Source organism: Gemmatimonadota bacterium (assembly GCA_026706845.1).
In the GTDB taxonomy this organism is placed as follows: Bacteria; Latescibacterota; UBA2968; order UBA2968; family UBA2968; genus VXRD01.
On sequence record JAPOXY010000072.1, the window covers coordinates 1 to 21425 of the forward strand.

Annotated in this window: 22 protein-coding genes; 10 read left to right on the plus strand and 12 right to left on the minus strand. The window is 51.3% G+C overall.

Going from position 1 to position 21425, the window contains the following annotated elements:
* On the minus strand, positions 1–355 hold a 355-nt coding region (locus OXG87_06950; GenBank protein MCY3869280.1), incomplete at its 3' end, for a hypothetical protein.
* A gap of 148 nt (positions 356–503) precedes the next feature.
* Between OXG87_06950 and OXG87_06955 the strand changes: the two genes are divergently transcribed.
* Complete coding sequence (locus OXG87_06955) at positions 504–758, plus strand: hypothetical protein (protein MCY3869281.1); 255 nt, start codon at positions 504–506, stop codon at positions 756–758.
* A gap of 148 nt (positions 759–906) precedes the next feature.
* A complete protein-coding gene (locus tag OXG87_06960) occupies positions 907–1191 on the plus strand; it encodes a hypothetical protein (protein MCY3869282.1) in 285 nt (94 codons plus the stop codon).
* On the opposite strand, the gene OXG87_06965 is transcribed toward OXG87_06960, so the two are convergent.
* Genes OXG87_06965 through OXG87_07005 form a run of 9 tightly spaced genes read right to left on the minus strand, consistent with a single transcriptional unit; the run spans position 1177 to position 12168 of the window.
* Positions 1177–1914: a haloacid dehalogenase type II gene (locus OXG87_06965; GenBank protein MCY3869283.1), complete on the minus strand. Its 738-nt coding sequence runs from the start codon at positions 1912–1914 to the stop codon at positions 1177–1179. The two genes, OXG87_06960 and OXG87_06965, sit on opposite strands and share 15 nt — an antisense overlap.
* A gap of 5 nt (positions 1915–1919) precedes the next feature.
* Positions 1920–2627: a haloacid dehalogenase type II gene (locus OXG87_06970; GenBank protein MCY3869284.1), complete on the minus strand. Its 708-nt coding sequence runs from the start codon at positions 2625–2627 to the stop codon at positions 1920–1922.
* Positions 2628–3725, minus strand: a complete 1098-nt coding sequence (locus OXG87_06975) for an LLM class flavin-dependent oxidoreductase (GenBank protein ID MCY3869285.1) — start codon at positions 3723–3725, stop codon at positions 2628–2630.
* Positions 3726–3749: 24 nt separating this feature from the next.
* Positions 3750–4457: an inosine monophosphate cyclohydrolase gene (locus OXG87_06980; GenBank protein ID MCY3869286.1), complete on the minus strand. Its 708-nt coding sequence runs from the start codon at positions 4455–4457 to the stop codon at positions 3750–3752.
* Entirely contained in the window at positions 4454–7306 is a 2853-nt protein-coding gene (locus tag OXG87_06985) for an insulinase family protein (GenBank protein MCY3869287.1), read from the minus strand. Before OXG87_06985 ends, OXG87_06980 begins: the two co-directional genes overlap by 4 nt.
* A 23-nt stretch (positions 7307–7329) precedes the next feature.
* Positions 7330–8667 (minus strand): glutamate-5-semialdehyde dehydrogenase, encoded by a 1338-nt coding sequence (locus OXG87_06990; GenBank protein ID MCY3869288.1) that lies wholly within the window; start codon positions 8665–8667, stop codon positions 7330–7332.
* Between the two features lie 20 nt (positions 8668–8687).
* Positions 8688–10163, minus strand: a complete 1476-nt coding sequence (locus tag OXG87_06995) for a CoA-acylating methylmalonate-semialdehyde dehydrogenase (GenBank protein MCY3869289.1) — start codon at positions 10161–10163, stop codon at positions 8688–8690.
* Between the two features lie 15 nt (positions 10164–10178).
* Positions 10179–11636, minus strand: a complete 1458-nt coding sequence (locus OXG87_07000) for a sulfatase-like hydrolase/transferase (GenBank protein MCY3869290.1) — start codon at positions 11634–11636, stop codon at positions 10179–10181.
* A 7-nt stretch (positions 11637–11643) separates the two neighbouring features.
* Positions 11644–12168 carry a cupin domain-containing protein gene (locus tag OXG87_07005; GenBank protein ID MCY3869291.1) on the minus strand — a complete coding sequence of 175 codons (525 nt, stop codon included), beginning with the start codon at positions 12166–12168 and terminating at the stop codon, positions 11644–11646.
* A gap of 174 nt (positions 12169–12342) precedes the next feature.
* On the opposite strand from OXG87_07005, the gene OXG87_07010 reads away from it, so the two are divergent.
* Both OXG87_07010 and OXG87_07015 read left to right on the plus strand, forming a co-directional pair.
* A complete protein-coding gene (locus OXG87_07010; protein MCY3869292.1) occupies positions 12343–13227 on the plus strand; it encodes a DUF488 family protein in 885 nt (294 codons plus the stop codon).
* A gap of 10 nt (positions 13228–13237) precedes the next feature.
* Positions 13238–14014, plus strand: coding sequence for a hypothetical protein (locus OXG87_07015; GenBank protein ID MCY3869293.1), 777 nt, complete (start codon positions 13238–13240; stop codon positions 14012–14014).
* 79 nt (positions 14015–14093) lie between these two features.
* On the opposite strand, the gene OXG87_07020 is transcribed toward OXG87_07015, so the two are convergent.
* Both OXG87_07020 and OXG87_07025 read right to left on the minus strand, forming a co-directional pair.
* On the minus strand, positions 14094–14879 hold the full coding sequence (locus OXG87_07020) for a sugar phosphate isomerase/epimerase (GenBank protein MCY3869294.1): 786 nt from the start codon (positions 14877–14879) through the stop codon (positions 14094–14096).
* Positions 14880–14982: 103 nt separating this feature from the next.
* Positions 14983–15984: a Gfo/Idh/MocA family oxidoreductase gene (locus tag OXG87_07025; protein ID MCY3869295.1), complete on the minus strand. Its 1002-nt coding sequence runs from the start codon at positions 15982–15984 to the stop codon at positions 14983–14985.
* Between the two features lie 177 nt (positions 15985–16161).
* Here OXG87_07025 and OXG87_07030 point away from each other — a divergent pair, with 177 nt between their 5' ends.
* From OXG87_07030 to OXG87_07055, 6 genes are all read left to right on the plus strand, one after another.
* Positions 16162–17307 (plus strand): amidohydrolase family protein, encoded by a 1146-nt coding sequence (locus OXG87_07030; protein ID MCY3869296.1) that lies wholly within the window; start codon positions 16162–16164, stop codon positions 17305–17307.
* Positions 17308–17685: a Rieske (2Fe-2S) protein gene (locus tag OXG87_07035; protein MCY3869297.1), complete on the plus strand. Its 378-nt coding sequence runs from the start codon at positions 17308–17310 to the stop codon at positions 17683–17685. It abuts the gene before it with no gap.
* 7 nt (positions 17686–17692) lie between these two features.
* A complete protein-coding gene (locus tag OXG87_07040; protein MCY3869298.1) occupies positions 17693–19687 on the plus strand; it encodes a hypothetical protein in 1995 nt (664 codons plus the stop codon).
* Positions 19688–19708: 21 nt separating this feature from the next.
* Complete coding sequence (locus OXG87_07045) at positions 19709–20842, plus strand: phytanoyl-CoA dioxygenase family protein (GenBank protein MCY3869299.1); 1134 nt, start codon at positions 19709–19711, stop codon at positions 20840–20842.
* Positions 20843–20887: 45 nt separating this feature from the next.
* Positions 20888–21157 carry a UPF0175 family protein gene (locus OXG87_07050; GenBank protein MCY3869300.1) on the plus strand — a complete coding sequence of 90 codons (270 nt, stop codon included), beginning with the start codon at positions 20888–20890 and terminating at the stop codon, positions 21155–21157.
* Between the two features lie 79 nt (positions 21158–21236).
* Positions 21237–21425, plus strand: a 189-nt coding sequence (locus OXG87_07055; protein ID MCY3869301.1) for a DUF3368 domain-containing protein, incomplete at its 3' end; no start/stop codon positions are given.

Below are 21425 nucleotides of genomic sequence, written 5' to 3' on the forward strand. Positions count from 1 at the left end.
TGCACGCGGCGGTGGTTTCGACTATGCGATCCATATATTCGGGGTCGGGGGTCATGCCCAAACACGGCAGTGTGGGGAGGGCGCAGTGCGTGTGGCTGCACGCTACCATTACGTTATCTCCCGAGATTCCACACGCGCTTGCCACTTGTGCTCGGATTCGATCAGTGGTGGCTTTTGTTATGCCGATGACGTCGAGTGTGGCGATGGCTATTTGCACATCTTCTTCGGCAAATACAACCGCCCGCACTTCAAGAGGGTAGAGTACGGAATGCGATGGGTTGGTGTTCCAATGTCCCTGAAGTACTGGGCCGGGTTCCGGCGTGATGTCTCCGCTTGCAACGCCGCTCTGGATCATGGTGGGTCTCCTGAAATTATGCGTTCGGAATTTAATTTTTAGAATGTATCTCAGAATTGTCTTTCGCGCAATCTTCTTTGTAGGAGACAATGATTTCAACTCTTAAATTGGTAATGGATCAATATGTTCACTATAGCGTGCGCGGCGCATGGCTGGCTATATTGGTCGTGCGATTGAGCTTTATGATTTGCCTATCCATTCCACGGTCATTTACTTGCATCCTGATGCGGGGCGAAACGATCCGGGGTACCACATCCAGGCGCGTTTTGGCTGCCAGATCCTTATTCAATACCAGGTGATCAGACTGACTGAAGTAGAAGGACCTCGCGTTCTTGCTGCAGGTCATGGGGGGTTTGATCCCGTTTGCATCATTGATGAAGCCGCCAGCAGGGATGGATTCTGAGGGGTGGATGCGTACGTGTGTCGATTGTGCGCGAGACTTGCCGCTAGATGAATCTGTCAGAGGTGATTTTCTAACTTGTCTGTCTGTGTTGGGTGGGTTGGTGCATGATCGGGAAATGATTGCGAACCTTATTTTAAAGGAGGGATTGATGGATCTCGTCCGCGAATCATCTTTTGCCCAATACTTGCTTGAGCAAGAGATTGAGGAAAACAAAGAACAATGGCTCAAGCAGGGCATTGAGCAAGGTGAAAGAAAAAGCACCCTCGCAGGCCTCCTCGAAGTGTTGGAGATTCGCTTTGGTCTGAGCGAGATGCACCCCCTATCTGACCGCATTGCCGCTATTGACGACTTGCACCGCCTCAAGCAGTTGCTTCGTGCGGCTATTCAGGCCACCAGTCTCGAAGCGTTTGAACGCGTGTTAGATGATGTGTGACGCACTTTCCGAAGCTTTTTGGTGCGCCTTTACGAGTTCTGCCATGCTGTTAAATTGAAAATTGTAGTTTGGCATTTCGCCCGGGTCTATTGTTGCGCCGAAGCCTTCGTCGTTGACGCGCCTGTAGATCCAGCAGGTGGCGAGTCCGTTTTTATTCGCTGGCATGTGGTCGTGGAATAGGCTTTCTGCGGTGTGTAGAATTTCCGATTTTTCAATGCCGAGCGATTTGAGGTGTTCCAGCATGTATTCGAAGTTTCGATCCGCAGGTTTGTACGATCCTATGTCTTCAGCCGTGTATATGGCGTCAAACTCGACACCGAGACGGTCGTTGCTGTATTTGAAGCTGTGGTTATCGACGTTGGACAGGATCGCGAGCTTGTAGTGTTTTTTGAGATATTGTAGCGCATCGGCAGAATCGGAAAATGCTGGCCATTGTTTTATCGATTGGCCGTATGCGGCGCACTCATCAGGTGTGACGGCGATGCCCCATTCTTCGGCGAGGCGTTTATAGACGATGGCGAGGAGTTCGGAATAGCGCATGCCCGGCGTCCAGGCTTGTTGTGTTGATTCGTGTCGCGCGTGTGTTTGAAGAATTTCATTGCGCGACAATTTTCGTTCGACCTTTGATAGGAGTGGCTCCAGCCCTTTGATCATTCCGGTTTCCCAGTCGATAAGCGTGCCATAGCAATCGAATGTGAGGACTTTGAAATCGGTGAGTTTCATGTTTGTTAATAACACCCCAGTTGATCGGCGAGGTCGTGAAAATCATGGGCTATGATGTCAAAGTTCAGATCGGGAGGTAAGTCTTTTTTTGCGTTGGGTCCCCGCTCAAAGGGTCGGAATACATAAGCCGTTTTCATGCCGACGCCCGCTGCGTGGTGCAGGTCGCCCTGATGGGCGGCGACCATCATGACTTCATGGGGTTCGCAACTGAGCAGTTCGATGGCTTTCAAATAGGTTTCGGCGTCGGGTTTGTAATGCCCGGCCAATTCGGCTGATAAGATGCAATCCCAGGGCAGTCCGCCGTATTTCGCCATGTTGGCGAGTAGCGACACATTGCCGTTGGATAGTGTGGCGATCAGGTACCGCGATTTTAACCGCCATAAGCCGCCTGCGGCATCGGGCCAGGGGTCGAGGCGATGCCAAACGCGATTGAAATCCGCGGTTTCTTCTTCGGATAATCCCGAGATGCCGAATTTTTCTATGAGTTCGTCCAGGATCATGCGGTGCAGGTCGTCGATTTTTGTCCAGGGCAATTCGCCCGTGCGCACGCGGTTCATGGATGGGCCATAGCCCCCGCGCCACGCATCGGCAAATGCAGTCCAATCGATGTCCAATCCCTTGCGTTCGCCCAATCGTTCGCCGTCTCGGATGACCGAACTGCGCCAATCGACGACTGTGCCGAATACGTCAAATGTCAGTGCTTTGATTGTCATCTACGGTACCGCTCCCACTGCTTTGTTCAAAGCTGGCATTAGTTCACGGGCGAACAATTCCATGCTGTATATCCAACTATCTTTGTCGTCCCAGTCGTAGCCCATTAGTACGAGTGTGCCAAAGGGACCGGTTTCCTCGAACAGGTCCAGCAAGCGACGCAGTGCTTCATCGACGTCGCCAGCGATAATCTGTTCGGTCATCAAATAGTCCAGATTGCACTCGGAGTCGGGCATGTCCAGGTCGCGCTTGTAAACCTGGCGCCCCAGGCCTCTGTCGAATAGGCGCCCGATGTACTCGTAATTTTTTGCCAGGGAATTGTGCCGCGCCTTTTTCACGGCTTCGGCCGTGGTGTCGGCGAGAAAGATCGAACGGGCGATTTTCCAGTCGGTCCGTTGCGGTTGCCGTCCCGCCTGCAGGGCGCTCTGCTCATAGATCTGCCAGTTGTCGGCTACCACGTTGCCCGATATCAGGCAGGCGGAAAAGGGCTGGAAGCCGCGCTCGCCAGCTGTTTGCATGCTATGTGAGTTGCGGCTCATTCCCGGCATGGCGATGGGCGGGTGGGGCTGCTGAAAGGGTTTGTGGATGAAGCCGATCTGGGTTTCTTCGTCAATATTGTCTTTGAGCTGGAATTGCCAGTATTTCCCCTGGTGCTCGTAGGGTGGATCCGATGTCCACAAGTTGAGGATGGCGTCAATGGCTTCCCCGGTCATTGCACCGCCCGACCTGGGATCCAGTCCGTACAGTTCCTGGTCTGAGGTGACACTGCCCGGGCCAAAGCACAGATTGAGTCGGCCTTTGGCCAGGTGATCCAAAAAAGATAGACGACTGGCCACATAGGCGGGGTGGTGCAGGTTCAAACAGACCGGTGCCGGTCCCAGGCGGATGCTCTGGGTCTCACCCAGGGCGCGTCCGATGAAAATTTCGGGCGTGACAATGGTCTCGTACTTCATGGTATGGTGTTCGCCGATCCAAAATTCATCAAAGCCCAGTTCCTCGGCTTTGACAACGAGTTCCAAATCCTCGTCAAATCCCTGACTCAAAGGCTTGTCCGGGGCGTGGAAGGGCATGATGAACATACCGTATTTGATGGGTTCCATAGAGGTGCTCCTTCCTGCGGGTTTTTATCCTGATCTGTATTTGTTCACGATTACCAGATCAGCGGTCTCGGGGTGGATGAATTTTACGAGTAGCGAGACGCGGTTGTCTTCGTCTAACAGGTTCCAGAATACGTCGGCGGTTTGCTGTATGTCGTCGAATAATTCGACGGCATAAGGCTCTCCTTTGAATGAGGGCAGGGGATTGCCGTCGTCTGTATATGTTGTGATGCAGTGTCCTGTGCCGGGGATCGCGGTTTCATAATTGAAGAATTGGCGCGAACAATAGCGCGCATCACCGCCAACGGTTTTTAAGACCGATAGTCGATAGGCTTGCGAGTCGCCCAGGTCGGTAAGGCCAGAGATGCGCGGTGTAAAATTGGGGGCGTCGGGTTCGTAAGTGCGCGTTTTCAGGGCGGATTCGAACGAGCCACCTTTTTGCAGGGTATGGACAATGGTGTCGGTCTGATCGCCATTTGTGACGATATGCGCGTTGCCCAGTACGCGGATGGGATAGTACATGGTTAGTGGATCAATGTCATGGGATTTATCCACGGTGTCGATTTTTACCGCGTCGCCTTCTCGCACAAATACGCGGTTGCGGCTGCTGGGACTGCGTCCCATGATCCAGTAGATCTGAACCATACATGAGGTATCAGGAGTTTGTCCTATTACGATACCACGACCGGGATAGGTGGCGTTTTTTAAGCGGTTCATGTCGGCATCTATGGTCATTTTGCCGTCACCCCTTCTTCGGGTAACAGGACGAATCGCGCGTAGTTTTCCATGTTGAAGTATTGTTGCGTCGCTTTTTGTACGTGTTCTGCTGTAAGTTTTTTGATGACTTCGTCTTCATACGTCAGCCACGCCATCAAGTCTATCTCATTCTGGTAATATCGGCTCAACGTACTGCGCCAGTAACCGTTTTCTTTTTTGTTGGTTTCTCGACCCCGCAAATCCATTTCGGTCACTTTGTTGATGTAGGATTGTTCGACGGGTTTTTGTTTCATGCTGTCGATTTGGGCAAAAACGAGTTGCGTCAATTCTTCCAATCGCTCGGGATCGCATCCAAAGCTGATTGAGATGCTGTACCTGCCTTCGGGCCAACGCGAACTAGATGCGCGTACGCCAACGCCGTACGTACCGCCCTCATCTTCTCGGAGTAATTCTCGGAGTTTTATTTGCAAGACATCGCCCATTGAGCCATATACATATCGCTTAAATCGGTCGTTGTATTCAAAAGGTCCCGTAAAGATCAGCCGTGTGCTACTTTTGGGTTCTTGTCCCCGTTTCACGGTTTTTTCAATGACGCCTTTTGGCGCTCTGACGCCTGTGTCGCGCCAGGTTTCTCCGCGGTTGAGCGCGGGTAATCCGCCCAGATAGGTTTCTATCAGGGGTTTTATTTTTTCTGGCTCAAAGTTGCCGACAAATACAAATGTGAAGTCACTGGCATCGGCAAATCGGTCTTTGTAAAATGCCAGCGATTTTTGCAGGTCCATTTCTCCCAGTATTTCGTTTGATAGCGGGCGCGACCTGATGTGGTATTGAGACATGGTAACCTGGATTGTATCGGAATAAGCTGTCGTTGGTCTCATGTCCCGGTTTTGCAATATGCCTCGATAGCGGTCCAGTAGTGCTTGAAATGCCAGAGAGTCTGCACGCGGTTCCGTGAAGATGAGATATATGAGTTGGAACATGGTTTCTATGTCTTCGGGAGACGCGCTGCCCGATACGCCCTCGCTGAGGCTGCTGATGCGAGGCGATACGCGCACGACTTTGCCAGCGAGTTTTTTATTGAGTTCAATTTGATTGAATTTGCCCAGGCCGCTTTCCATTATGGCTGATGTCGCTGTGGATGCCGCCATGTAGTTTTCATCGCTCGATAGAGAATGCCCGCCCGGGCTGAAGGATGTGAACAGGATTTCGTCGTTTTTGAAGTCCGTGGGTTTCATGACGACTTTTACACCATTGCTCAATGTCCATTCTGTGACGCCAAAGGTGTCTATTGTTGTTTCGCGTACGACCTTTCCAGGCGTTGGGATATTCGCGATGAGGGGGTCGTCGGATACATCTTCCTCATAGGGGTCCACGTCTTTTTGTTGGACTTCGTTGATTATGGTTAGCAGGTCAGCTTCGGACGGAACAGCGAGACCATCTTTCTCGGGTGCGGTGACTACGATGACACGGTTCTTGTCGGTGATCCATTCGCCGACGAGGCGGTTGATTTCTTCGACTTGAATGCCGGGGAGTAATTCACGAAATAGATCGCGTTCGATTTCAATGCCCGGAATGGGTTCGCCTGTCAATATGTGACGGATGTATTCCGATGCAAAACCGCGCGAACGGCGTCTGTCGCGCTCGCGATAAGATTGTTCGATGCTGCGCAACATGTTGGTTTTTAGGCGATCTACTTCGGGTTGCGTAAATCCGTGGCGTTGGACGCGAATGGCTTCGGTTAAGACGGCTTCCAGGCCGCGTTCAATTCCCCCTTCTTTGACGCCTGCGCCCAGGGTGTATGTGGCTTTGGTTCTGACGAGGTTCCCATGACTGGAGCCTGCGCCCAGAAATGGCGGGTCGGGTTTTTTGGTTATTTCTCTAAATCGCTGATTGAGCATGCTGTTGAACATGTTGCGAATGAGCATGCTGCGATAATCTTTTACTGTTCCTTCGGGTGCGACATCTTGCATGAAATAGATACCGATGGAAGACTGGGAATTTTCCGGGTCGGTTGTAATCGCAAACAGGGTTTCACCGTGGTCGGGAACCGTATAGGCGGTTCGAGCGCGCGGGTTCTCTGCTTTTGGTATCGGGTCAAAGGTTTTTTTGATCAGGGTTTCAATTGCGTCCGTTTCAAAGTCTCCCACTGCGATGACTGCCATGAGGTCGGGGCGGTACCAGTCGCGATAAAAGCGCGTGAGGGATTCGTGCTTGAATGTGTCGAGCAATGCTTTTTTGCCGATGGGCAAACGCTCGGCATAACGCGAGTCTTTGAGCAAGATCGGCAATTGTTTGTCGCGCATGCGCGCTCTGGCTCCGCGTCCCGAACGCCATTCTTCGATGACCACACCTCTTTCTTTTTCGATTTCTTCGGGATCAAATTTTACCCGATGCGCCCAGTCGCCCAGGATGCGAAACGCTTTTTCCATTACTTCGGTGCTGTCTGTGGGCACGCGAAGCATATAGACGGTCTCGTCAAAACTCGTGTAGGCATTTAAGTGCGCGCCAAAGCGCATGCCGATGCTTTCGAGGAAATTGACTATTTCCAGTTTGGGGAAATTAGCTGTGCCATTAAATGCCATGTGTTCGGCAAAGTGCGCCAGTCCCTGCTGGTCTTCGTCTTCCAGAATGGATCCCGCATTGACTACGAGGCGCAATTCGGCGCGGTTTTCCGGTCGTTTGTTTTCCCGGATTACGTAGCGAAGCCCATTTGCCAGTTTGCCCGTTCGCACTGCAGAATCGATGGGCAGGGTGGGTGATGGTGGTTGGGGAGCTGGTGGTTGAGGTGTTTCACTTTCTGTCTGCGTTGTTGCGCACGAGGTTATGACACACGCGCAGCAGAGTAGGATAAAGTAGTTCCTGATCATGATATTCCCTTTTATTTCAGTTATTATTCTGGACGCCAGACTGCATCCAGTTTGCGGTGTGTAAATGTTTTGGCGTTTTCGCCGATGTAATCGTCCGCAATATGTCCTTCGCCCGTTACTACGTATTTGTAGATGACGAGGCCTTCAAGGCCGACAGGCCCGCGGCTGTGCAGGCGGTTGGTGCTGATGCCTACTTCGGCGCCGAGGCCATAGCGAAATCCATCGGCAAACCGGGTTGACGCATTGTGTATGACCGATGCCGAGTCCACGGCTTGCAAAAATCTCTTCGCGGCTTGCTGGTCTTCGGTTACGATCGAGTCGGTGTGGTGGCTGCTGTATTCGTTGATGTGGGCGATTGCTTCTTCGACCGAATCGACGACTTTGACGGATAGGACATAGTCGAGGTATTCGGTTGACCAGTCGCTGTCACTGGCCGGGGTCAGGGCATCTGCGCTGGCGGCGAGGTCCAGGGTGCGGGCGTCGCCGCGGATCAAGACGCCTTCGTCGGTGAGTTGTTGAATTGCGGTGGCGAAAAAGCGCCTGGCGATTTCGGCGTGTACCAGCAGGGTTTCAGCGGCGTTGCAGACGGCTGCGTACTGCGTCTTGGAATCGATGGCGATGCGCACGGCCTTTTTCAGGTCGGCGTCCTTATCTACGTACACATGGCAGATGCCGTCGGCGTGCCCCATGACGGGGATTTTGGTGTTGTTCATGATGTGTTGTACGAATTCATTGCCGCCGCGCGGGATGATCAGGTCGATGAGGTCGTGTAATTCGAGAATGCCCGCGACTTCTTCTCGCGATTCCAGAAGGTGCATCCATCCTTCGGGGATGCCGTCCAGTTCAGCCGTTGCAGCGATCATAATTTCGGCCAGTGCGCGGTTGGTGTGAAATGCTTCGCTGCCGCCTTTGAGCATGATGGCATTGCCCGATTTTAGACATAGTGTCGCGATTTGCACCAGCGCGTCGGGGCGCGATTCAAAGACCACGCCGATTACGCCGATTGGAACGGTTACGCGATAGAGATTGAGGCCTTCGTCCAATTCGGTCGCGGCCTGCGTTTTGCCAATGGGGTCTTCCTGGGCCGCGACACTGTGAACGCCAACTATTATTTCACTGTCCAGCTTTTCATCATCTACTTTCAGGCGCTTGATCAGCGGGAGGGTGATTTCCCCCTGTGCCAGCATTTTTTCTGCTGCTGCCTGATCGCGTTTGTTGGCGTCTAAAATGCGGTCGCGATTCGCCTGCAATGCCTGTGCTATGGCTTCAAGCGCGGCATTGCGCTGTTTTTCCGTCGCCTGACTCAATGTTAGAGCCGCCTGCCGTGCAGTTCTCGCCGCAGCTTTGATATCATCTGCCATGTTTCCTCCTGAATATCTAACTAAAAGAATTGTCGCTTTGTGTCAATCCATCGGCTGATTGTGACCTTTTGTCGGGTGAAGAACGAAATGCCTTCGGTGCCCTGTACATGTAAATCGCCGAAGAAAGAATTGTTCCACCCGGAGAAGGGGAAAAATGCCATGGGCGCGGGGACGCCGATGTTGATGCCGACCATGCCGGCGTTTACTTCGTGGCGAAATTTGCGCGCGGCTCCGCCACTGGATGTGAATAGTACGGCTGCGTTGCCGTATCCGCTGGCATTACACCGCGCAATGGCTCCGCTCAGGTCGTCCGTGTGCATGGTCGATAATACGGGTCCGAAGATTTCTTCCCGCGCAATGGACATCTGGGGTTTTACCCGATCGAAGATTGTGGCACCGAGGTAGAAGCCATGCGGTGTTTCTTCAACCTGTACATCGCGTCCATCTACGATTAGTTCTGCACCTTCTCGCAATCCGTTTTCAATATGTTGATGGATGCGGTCCAGATGCGTTTTGGTCACTACTGGTCCCATATCCACATTGGGGTCGCGGTCGGTTGGTCCCACCCGAAATTCGCGTGCGGTTTCACTGAGGGGTTCCAGGAAACGGTCACCTGCACCTTCGGCACAGACGAGGACACTGCCGGCCATGCAGCGTTCTCCGGCACAGCCATAAGCAGAGCCCATTACGGCAGCTACGGTTGAGTCCAGGTCGGCGTCGGGCAATACGATCAGGTAATTTTTCGCGCCACCGGCTGATTGTACGCGTTTGCCATTGCGGGTGGCTGTTTCATAGACATAGCGCGCCACGGGTGTTGATCCGACAAATGAAACGGTTTTGACTTCGGGATGGGCGAGCAGGGCATCTACCGCGTCTTTTCCGCCGTGTGCGATGTTGAATACGCCGGGCGGTAATCCGGCTTCGACCAATAATTCGCCAATTCGAATCGCGCTCAAGGGTACGCGCTCCGATGGCTTTAATACGTAGGTGTTGCCACATACGAGGGCAATGGGCAATGTCCACATGGGTACCATAGATGGGAAGTTGAACGGCGTGATGCCCACGGATACGCCCATGGGTTGTCGGATGGTGTCGCAATCTATTCCCTGTGCGATATTTTCCAGCGCGTCGCCCATCATGAGCGCAGGCGCACCACATGCAAATTCCGCGACTTCGATCCCGCGTCGAATTTCGCCTCGCGCATCTTCTATTGTTTTGCCGTTTTCGAGGGTTACGAGTTGGGCCAGTTCTTCGAAGTGGGTTTCCATGAGTGCGACAAGCCGGAACATTACGCGCGCGCGGTCAACGGCCGGTGTATTTGCCCATTCGGGAAATGCGTCTGCGGCTGATTGCACTACGCGATCTATCTCTGATGCGCCACATAAGGGCGTTGCGGCAATTTCCGTTCCATCCGATGGGTTGTAAACCGGTACGGTTTCCGTTGCTTCAGATGCCACCCATTCGCCATTGAGGAATAATTTGACTGTCTCGGCCATGATTATCTCCTGTGCTCACTCCGATCCGTGTTGTCGAAATTTTGGTGCTTCGCCGGGTACGGGCGAGTTGTCAAATGCGCCCCGATGGATTACGGCTTCTTTGCCACCCAGAGATTCAATCATTTCTCGTTGCGAGGTTTTGGCCCGAATATCCACAGCTTCGGGGTCGATGAGGTCGCGTAATTCGCGTTCGAAATTTTCCAGGATTTCCCGATGTTCGGGCGACTGCGCGAGGTCGCGGCACTCTTCTGGGTCGTCTATTGTATCGAATAATTGCGGCGGGTTATTGACGTGATATATGTATTTGTATTGTCGATTGCGCAACATATATGCCCCGTGCTGTGCGCCTATCGCGTGGTATTCGCTAAATACTGTGCGGTCGCGGTCTTCTTCCCGTGCAATGGACCACAGTGATTCGCCTGGCAACTCTGCGTCGTCTTCGGTTTGTTGCGCGCCCACGGCTTCTAAAATTGTCGGGAAGCTATCGACGAGCGAGACAGGTGTTTCCACGACTTTGCCCGCGGGGACGTCGGGACCTGCCATCAAAAAGGGTACGGCGGCCGATTCTTCATACATGGTAAATTTGCCGTATATGCCGCGTCCGCCCAGGTGTTCACCGTGATCTGTTGTATAGATTATGCGGGTTGTGTCGGTTAGTTCCAATTGGTCCAGGGTGTTTAGTACCCGACCAATTTGTCGGTCCAGGTATGTGCATACGCCGTAGTACGCGGCATTTAGCTGTCGCACGGTGGCTTCGGGGAATTGGGGATCAAATGTAAAGAATCGCCTGAAATAGTCCATTGCGGGATGATCGGGCCAATCCTCTGTTCGCCATTGCGGTGGCATGGGCAATTCGTCCGGGTCGTAGATGTCGTATGCGTCTGGCGGAGAAATATACGGCGGATGTGGGCACACAAATGACAGGAACAGGCACCAGGGGGTCTGGTCTTTCCGGTGCTCTTGTAACCACTTTATGGCGTTGTCTGCGTTGCGCTGGTCGTATTGCAAATACGTCGAGTCGCCCGGTCCCGCTTCTCGGATACCTGGCCGTTTGTTGCGATAGGGCGGCTGTTCTCGGATACAGGCGAGTACGTCGCCCATGCCATCGACGACGTTTAATGGTTCGATTTCTTCGGTGAATCCGTGATCTGTGCCCTGGCCCTTAAAGTGCAATTTGCCTATTGATGTGGCGTTAAAACCCTGCTCGCGCAAGCGGTGGTGCCAGCTTGGCGTGTTTCCGGTGTACGGATGTCCATTATCCCAGTTGCCAATTTGGTGTACATAGCGTCCCGTGGCCAGAGATGCGCGCGCCGGTACGCAAATTGGACAGTTGGTGTAGGCATTGGTAAATCGCGTGCCCTGTTCGGATAGCCGATCCAGGTTGGGCGTTTGTACCATCGGGTGACCATAACATCCGAGTAGATTGCGATTGTGTTGATCGGATATGATGTAGAGCATGTTTGTCGATTGCATAAGGACCTCATTTTTTCCATAAATTCATTACGGCACCATTTGTTCCAAAGACGGGATCGGAAGTGGGCATTGGTACTTTGGGGATATTTTTCAGCGCGTGTTTGTGTTCACGGGCACTTTCTCGACACAGATCCGGGTGCTGTCCATCGGGATACGCGCCTACGACTAATAGATCTGAACTCGCGCCCAGGTTTTTGTGTCCCACGCCCGCGGGAATTACCATGACATCTCCCGGTCCGATTGTCAAGCGCACACCGTGTTCACCGCCCATACACACTCTGGCACTTCCCTGCGCTATGCCCAGTACTTCGTGCGCTGTGGCGTGGTAGTGGTGAAAGGAATAGATGCCGTTGCGCCACGAACGCGACCAGCGATTGGCTGCAAATATCTGCTCAAATGCCCGTGCGGGATCGTTTTCGGGTAGTGACAGTGCGTTTTGATAGACGATGAGGGGGAACGCGTTATTTGGAACCACACCGTCGTCTCGAAAATAATGTGGTGTTATTTGCACATCTTTTTGGACGAATTCCATAATTTTCCTTTCGCGTGGATTTGAGAGGTTTTAAGTTATTCATCTTGTGTGTTTTGTAAAGAATTAAAGATGGAGGAATGTAAAAGAAAAAACAAATCTTGACAAATGAACATTTGTGCACTAATTTTTTGAAGTGTGTTTATTTTGTTTAGGCTGCTCTATGTGGGGTGTTCTATGATGTATTACCGACGAAAAGTTTTGTTGGCATTGGTTGAGGCATTTGGCGGCAGACTAAAGCGGACAGATTTTCAAAAACTGCTCTTTTTGTTTTGCCAATATACCGGGCAGAATTTCTACGATTTTTTTCCATATAAATATGGTGGATTTAGTTTCTTGTCTTATCAAGATAAGAGTCGTCTGGTATCACAAGACCTTTTAGGTCGGGACGAGGATTTTGAATTTATAGCAGATGTGTCTTTTGTCGAGCAACTCAAGTCAAAAGATCAAGTTGCTCTTAAGACTTTTGTTGCTGAAACAAATGGATTGCGAGGGAATCCACTCATTCGAAAAACCTATCTCGAGTTTCCTGCTTACGCCTGTCAAAGTACGATTCTTTCAGAAATATTAAGCGAGGATGAAATTGCGTCCTTGCGGCCTTTGTGGAGGCGGGATACATCGCCCTGTCTTTTCACAATTGGATATGAAGGTAAAAGTATTGATGCCTATCTTAATCAATTGATTGCCAATAATGTTAAGGCACTCGTTGATGTGCGTAAAAATCCATTATCTATGAAATACGGTTTTTCTAAAACGAGATTGCGAAGTTATATAGAAAGCGTTGGCCTTCAATATTACCATTTGCCAGAGTTGGGCATTCCATCAAATTTGCGACGGAATCTAAATTTACCTGATGCATATCGAGATTTGTTTGAATATTATCGTACGAAAATTTTACCAGACCAATTCGAGAGTCTCGAAGATGTAAAGACATTGTTGAGCAAAAATACGCGTATTGCATTGACGTGCTTTGAAAAAGAGCATCACTGCTGCCACCGCAATCAGGTGACGGAATACTTAAAGAAGAGCGCAGATTTTAGCACCCGAGTTAGCCATTTATAGGACTTAAAGAATGAATCTTGAAATTCCTCAAGCAAAAGTGTTCATTACGGTCAAGACCTATCCTCAACCTTCGAGCAGTTATGGAGAATTGGTTTGTACAGCGGGATTACTCAATGGCGAACAGTGGGTTCGAATTTATCCCATTCCGTTTCGATTTTTACAGGATAATCAGCAGTATCCGAAATACAGTTGGATTACGCTTGATTTGGAAAGAAGAACACAGGATTTTCGACCCGAGAGCTATCGGCCACGTCGAGGCATTGATGAACCTATTCAAGTAGGCGATGTACTGGGTACTCAAGATGCATGGGCTGGACGAAAGGAGTTTGTACTGAAGGAAGTTTTTACATCTATGAAGGAGCTTATCAAACTGGCCAAAGCCAAGCCAAAATACAAATCGCTCGCTACACTTAAGCCTGCTGAAATTGTCAAGTTTGAGATCAAAAAAACAGATCGCAATTGGAAAGAAAAAATTATTGCTCAAAATCAACAGGGTAATATTTTCGAGACCAATAACCGAGGGGAGATGCAAACGCCCCAGTTTGTGCAAAAACTTCCTTACAAATATTCCTATAAGATTCTTTCAGAAGGCGATGATCGGCCACGTACAATGATGATTGAGGATTGGGAAATCGGAGCACTGTTCTGGAATTGCTTAAGAAGAACCGATGGGGATGAAGGTGCGGCCAATGCGCTTGTTCGTGAAAAATATTTTAATACATTTCTCGAAAAACGTGATGTGTATCTTTTTTGGGTACCACGCTACGACACCATCACGTATCTCTAAATCCCTTCGTTATCGTTGGTGTTTTCTATCCTCCTAAGACATCGCAGTTGTCTCTCTTTTAAATCTCGTGACCCACGCTTCATTTTATTAATCTACGCATCACCTCAATGCATTCGGCTACCTGTGCCTCTGGGGATGGGGCGTTGTTTTCTTCTTCTAAAACAAGCCAGCCCGTGAATCCTTGTAGCGCGTCTTTCAATGCTGATAGGTCTAATACGCCCGTGCCCAGTTGAGGTCGAAGGGCATTGCCTGCAGCGTCTTCTGAATGGTCCGCGAGGTGGATGATGTGTAGTCTGTCTGAGAGTTCTCTGACCAATGCGATTGCGTCTTTGCCCGCCCGTATGTGGTGCCCGGTGTCAAAGGCGAATCCGATGTATGACGGTTCGGTATACGCCGCAAGTTTGACCAGTCCCTCTTGTTCAGATTCCCACCAGTGGTTGTGATAGGCGAGTTGGACGCCTTTAGGCGCGCAGTGTTCGCACAGGAGATTCAGGCCTTCTGCGGTTTTTTCCCACATTTCGTCTGGCACGGATCCCCGAGTTGGACGCCGTCCGCTACAAACAATGTATCGTCCGCCAACTGCGGATACGAAGTCGGCAATCTGACTGCCCTCAGTTCTGATTTGTTTGCGCGAGGATTCATCCCAGTGTGCGGCACCGTAATGCGCGCCAATCAGTTCGAGATTGGTTTCGGATAGGATGCGTTTGAATGCTTCGGGGTCTTGAAAATAGCGCTCCAGATTTTTCCAATTTGCTTCCAGTCCCTTGAAACACAGATTTCCGATCTGGCGAACCACTGAGAGGAAGTCCGCTTCGCTGGGGTATATACCTTTGCCGAATGATCTCGCCTGACATCCGAGTTTCATTTTGTTTTCCTTCGGTAAAAGCGCGAATAGACGAATAGACGAATGGCAATACTGATTTTGGGAGGATGGGCGGGGTTCGTTGATTCGTTGATTCGTTGATTCGCTAAAGCGAGACTGTGATGGCTTTTCCTTCGCGGGAAGAGAAATACGCGCCTTCGCTTACCGCTACTTGTGCGAGTCCATCTCGCAGGCTCGCTCCGGGCGATACATCTGTTCGCCCTTCTTTCACGCATTGCGCGAAATGCGTCCACATGTCTGTCGGCGGCTGTCCCGAGCCCGTCCATTCTCCCGCTTTTAGATCTATCGGTGATTTGTCTTCGTTAAATCCGAGATGTGTGACGTATCGGATTCTATTGCGTTCTGTCGCCGAGATATTTCCCCGCAAGCCCGCCATCTGATAGATGTTCTGCATCTGGATGCCCGCCATGCTGCCGGTCATACACACGATTTGTCCGTTTTCGCACCGGGTTGTGATGTTGACGAATTCTACGGCGTCTTTGTCGGGTTTGAACAGGCCGCAACGCTCGTGTCCCATGATTTCCACGGGCAAAGAGCCTGTCCACCACAGAGCCAGGTCCATGGTGTGTGAGAGCGCGTCGAGGATGCCGCTGTAGTGTTCGGGGAAGAAATACTGCGGGTTAAAAAATCCGCGTTGAAGTGTTACGTTGGTTTGTATCAGGTCAATCTGTGAGGCAAGGGCTTTCATTTCCTGGGCAAAAGCAGTGAAGCGAGATTGATAGCCCACCATTGCTACGACGTTGTTTTTTTCTGCTAATTCACAGATTTCTACGCCCGATTCGATGCTGTCGCAGTATGGTTTTTCGACCAGGAATGGCTTGCCTGCCGCGGCTGCATCGCGCATGACGCCTGCGTGATGTCGGGTGTGCGTTGCTATTGCCAGGGCGTCGATGTCGTCCCGCGCGATGACTTCCCGATGGTCGAGTTCGTATTTTACGTTAAAATTTTCAGATGCGTTTTTGGCGCGTTCTTCATCCAGGTCGCACACGAGTGCGAGTTCGGCTTCATCGCATCCCAATAGCTCGCGCGCATGCGACGGTCCGCGTTGTCCTGTGCCAATTACTGCAACCCGTATTTTATTTGACATAATACGCTCCTTTTATCCGTGAACATGATTTTGAGGGTAAAAAGTAACTACCAATCTCTCTATACGTCAACAAAAATAGCCCGTCTTTGTTCTTCTGTCTTGACAAGTGCTCAGAGGTGTCAGTACTTTTGGTTTAACAGGTAGTGAGATACCTATAAAGTGGATACGGAGGATTCAATGAGCGATATAGGTGGAAAAATAGGTGCTGCACCCATTACGGCTCCGGGTTGGCCCGCGAAGTCCAGAGCAGGTGTTGCGATTGTCGATTGCGATGTACACCACAATTTTCGCCGCCCGGAAGATTTGTTGCCGCATCTTTCCAAATTTTATCAGGAGCATCTCTACGATCAGGGTTTGCATTTGCCCGGTGGTGGATATCCCAATATGCCTTTCCGCGCCAATCGACCGGATTTGAAAGATCCGGATCTCAAGGAGCGGGATTTCAATTTTTCCGTTGCGTTTTTGCAGAAGGAGCATCTTGACCGCTGGCATATCGATTACGCGCTGTTGACGGGTCCACCGCCTTTTTACGGGTATTCGGGTTTGCCGGATCCGGATTGGGCGGCTGCGCTGTGTCGCGCGTTTAATGATTGGACGATTGAGCACTGGCTCAGTCGCGATGACCGTCTCGTCAATGCGATTCTCATTTCGCCTACTGATCCGTCTCAGGCGGTCGATGAAATCAACAGGCTGGCGCATCGCAAAGATACGGTTGCGGTGATGGTGCCGATGGGTACGATGATGCCTTTTGGTAATCGCTTTTACCATCCGATATGGGAGGCGTGTGAGGATCACGGGTTGCCGGTGGTTTCTCATGTGGGTGGCGGCGGTGGGGCGACGCGGAATGTTCCGACTCCAGTGGGTTTTCCCACGTATTATATGGAGTCCAGGATGAGCCGACCATATATGGCGAGTTCTCATGCGGCGTCGCTGATTTGCGAGGGTGTTTTTGAGAAGTTTCCAAATTTGAAGTTTGCGCTTATTGAAGCACAGCAGTTCTGGGCTGTTCCGCTGATGTGGCACATGGATTCGGATTGGAAGGCGTTGCGCGACCAGACGCCGTGGCTCAAGCGGTTGCCGAGCGCGTATTTCCGCGACCATATTCGGGTTGGCTCACAGCCTTTGCACGAGCCTGAGCACCCCGAGCAGATACACCAGATGCTGGATATGTTGCACGCCGATGAGACCCTTATTTATTGTTCAGATTTTCCCCATTTTGACTGGAATGATCCCGTGACGACATTTCCCAGGCTGGCGGAGGATTTGCACCAGCGCATTTTTGCGGATAATGCCCTGGAGATGCTGCGTATGGAGGTTGTGTAAATGGCGCGTATTGTAGTTGCCAGGGTCTCGGAGATATCGCCTGGACAGCGCAAAATTGTGGTGCCATTTCGCGGGCGCGCCGGGATTGGCATTTTTAATGTGGGGGGGACGTTTTACGCGGTTCGCAATATTTGTCCGCATAAGAATGGTCCGCTTTGCACAGGGACACTTGGCGGCCGGGTGACGACTCATGCGCCGCCTTCCACGGGGGCGGGCGAGATTTCCATTGATGGCGATGGCGAGATTTTGCACTGTCCGTGGCATCAGTGGTCTTTTGAAATCTCAACTGGACGCTGTCTGGTGGATCCGGAGGTGTATGTCAAGACCTACGCGGTAGAAATTGACGGCGATGATGTTGTCGTCACTTATGATGACTAAGGTCGTTATGGCACGCGCTCAACCTTCAGAGGATGTATCAGAACAAAAACGGCCGGTTATTACCGTACGGGCGGTTGTATTGGGCGTGGCTACGGGGGTTTTGCTCAATACTTATACGAATTACACGGGCATGGTGCTCGTCAATAGCGCGCTGGTTAAGTCGCAACTCCCGATGTCTGTGTTGCTGCCTTTTGTGGGATGGATTGGCGTCAATCTCGTTCTCAGATTTTTTTGGCCCCGCATTGCGCTTTCCAGTTCTGAACTCGTCTTGATTTACAGTATGTCGTGGATCGTGGGGACGATTCCCGTTGCGGGATGGGCCACGTACTGGGGCGGTATTGTCAGTTCCCCGACTTATTATGCCTCGCCGGAAAACCGATGGGAGGAGTTTCTTTTTGATGTTATGCCCTGGTGGGTATTGCCTCAGGTGTCGAAGGGTTCTATAACGACTTTTTACGAGGGCCTGCCGCCGGGCGAGAGCATTCCTTGGGGGAGTTGGATAGGTACACTTTGCTGGTGGTTCAGTTTGTCTATTGCGCTTGTGGTGGCCGCGCTTTGTGTTTCGGTTATTTTTCAGAGGCAGTGGGAAGATGCCGAAAAGCTGACGTTTCCTCTGGTGACGTTTCCCGTCGCGCTGACCGAGGGTTTTGACGGTAGAGAGCGCATTCCCGCGATGTTCAAAGACGGCATCTTCTGGGCGGGTGTTCTGGTTGTGTTGCTGGTTTATGTTTATAATATCATCACGTATTTTGCGCCCAATTTGCCCCATATTGGAATTTACGATTCGGTTCGTATCGCGAATAAGGATGTTATTATTGCAGAACATTTTCCGCCTTTGAGGCTGCGTATCATGCCGCCCGTTATTGGGCTGACCTATTTGTGCAATCTCGATATTCTTCTTTCTTTTTGGGCATTTCGGCTTTTTGCGATTTTGAAAGAGGGACTTATCAACCGCGTTGGATATACGGTGGGCTATACGGGTCAGCAGGCAGATGCGTATGAGATTTTGCTTTTGGAATCCCACGGGGCTTTTGTTTTTCTCGCGCTGTGGTCGGTCTGGATTGCTCGGGGGCATTTGCGCAGGGTGTTTCAGGCGGCAATGGAAGGCTGCCGATCCCCCAAAGACGATGGTCTTATTCCCTATCGATTCGCGCTTGTGGGGTTGGTGATTTCTACGATTTTTGTCGTGGGGTTTGTCACGTATATGGGGCTTTCGCTGCCTCTTGCGATTCTTCAGGTGGTGCTGCTTTATATTGCCTATTTTACTATTGCGAAATACACGGCGGCGAGTGGGTTCTCCTATTTGTTTCCAGTGGCGGTTCGGGGTGGACGTATTATTGAGAGTCTGATTGGCTATTCGACGTTTACGCGCAGGGAGGTCGTCGGTCTGGGTCTTGTCAATTCCAATATGTTTTTTGGGAATTACCGCATTCCGGTCTGGCCCTCGCTGCCCCACCATCTCAAATTTTTTTCGTCCGAGGGGAGACGGAAGCGGGTTGTCTGGACGATTTTTCTGGCTTTTTCGACGTGTTTTTTCGCGTCTATGCTCTATACGATTTATCTGGGTTATGACAATGCGGCGCAGAATTTGGGGTTGGGTGGATTTCAAGGTGGTAATCGGAATCTCTACAATCGCATGGTTTCAATTATTGTGCAGGCCGATAAGACTGTGTTCGATCCGGCCAAGGCGACTGTGTGGGTTCTGGGCATGCTTTTTGCCGGTTTGCTCACGCTTTTGAGAAATCGCGTGCCCTGGTGGCCGTTACATCCGATGGGACTGGCTTTTCAGATTAGCCAGGGGTCGAGGACTTATGCTTTTAGTATGTTCCTGACGTGGTCGGCCAAGCATATGATTCTGCGGTTTGGCGGTATCCCGCTTTACAATCGCGTGCGCCCGTTTTTCTTTGGTCTCGTTGTCGGGTATGTGACGGGATGCGCGCTTTCTTCGCTTGTGGATTATATCTGGTTTCCGTCAACGCCACACTGGACGCATGGATGGTAGAAGTGTGAAAAGGAGAATAAAATGAAGACTACGGCAGAAGATACTATGGATGCTTATGTCCGCGAGGGCGAGGAGATGGCGTTCGCGCTTGGGAATCGCGGTGCTATCAAGTTTAATGCGGACGGTGCGCTGGATGAGGGTATTGTAGAGGCGTATTGGCGCGTGGGGTTCTATGTGTTTGAGGGTGCGCTGGGCGCTGAGGAACTCGAAGATTTGCAGGCGGATCTGGCGCATGCGTTTGAGCGGGCACCGCATACTAAAGACGCGCTGGTCGATTCAATGGGCCGCAGAGCACTCGGGGCGGATTTGGCGCGACAGCCTTTTCGATTTGTCAAACCGCTGAGCGATCCCGTGGGGGGTACGTCGAGCAATAATGGGCGGCATCCGTCTAAGATGTCGGAGCCAGAGCCTCCGGCCGATGCGCCGGCTTATGTGATTTCCAATATCGCTGCGCCACTGCAAATTATGGATTCTTGTTTGCGGCTTTATGGTCATCCCGAACTGCTGTCTGTTGCAGAGCAGATCAATGGGCCGGATTTTACGCCGTTTACGGAGTCTGTTATTGTCAAGCAGCCGGGGCTGGGTGCATCGGTGGCCTGGCATCAGGACGGTACCACGCAGTGGGATAGGCCCGATTGGGATGAGGGTACGCACGGGTTTAATTTTATGGCTCAGCTTTTCGGGAGTACGGCGGCCAATGGTGTGTGGGTGATTCCCGGTTCGCACAAGCAGGGCAAGCTGGATATTAAAGCGATGATTGCGGATAATGATGGTTCTGACCGTTTGCCGGGGGCGGTTCCCATGGTGTGTGAGCCCGGCGATGTGGTTATGTCCAACCGTCAGGCTCTGCACGCTTCTTTTGCCAATACGTCGTCGGATAAGCGGATGACGATTAATTTTGGCTTTCACCGTCGGTCTTCTGTCCTGAATGCGCGGGTGAGGCGTGGGGATGAGGAGGTGATTTACGATGAGGTGCGCATCTACGAGCGTTCTCGTTTGATCGCGCTGGGGATTGATGCGCGGCAGCAGCGATTTCCAGATGAATCGCGCTATGTTTATCAGCCTCTGATTGGGGAGGAGGATGCCAACCGGTGGAATGAAGAGACGCGGGAGAGTGTTTTGAAAAATTACAATCTCAATGATCTCGGCCTCTAAAGGCGGAGATAAATAATGACACCAATAAAACGAGGAGAGCTATCTATGAGAACTATTACGCTCTCGCTTCCCGACCAGCCGCTCGGAGATGTAGAATTGACGGATGATGAACTCACTGGAGAGATTCGGATGTTGGCGGCTGTTAAGCTTTATGAACTCGGGCGTATTTCCAGTGGTCGGGCTGCCGAATTTGCGGGAATTTCTCGGGTTGAATTTCTCAACGAGTTAGGACGGTACAATGTATCGCCTTTTCAGATTACCCCTGAAGAGTTAAAGGCTGAGGTTAAAGGACTACGTGCCGATCTGGATCAGTGATACTTCACCTATTTGTTATTTTGCCCGGTTCGGGTTGTTAGATGTTTTGCATAAAATGCTCGGGCAAATACGGGTCCCAATGGCTGTTGTTGATGAGATCGACAGAGGCAGAGTGTTCATCTCTGAATTACCTGATCTGCGAGTACTGAATTGGGTGGAAATCGAGATGGTCGTAGGCAATATACCAGATGCTTCAATTAGTCAATTGGGACCAGGAGAAACCGAAGCACTGGCATTGGCAAAATCGTTTCCAGATGTCTGTGTCCTA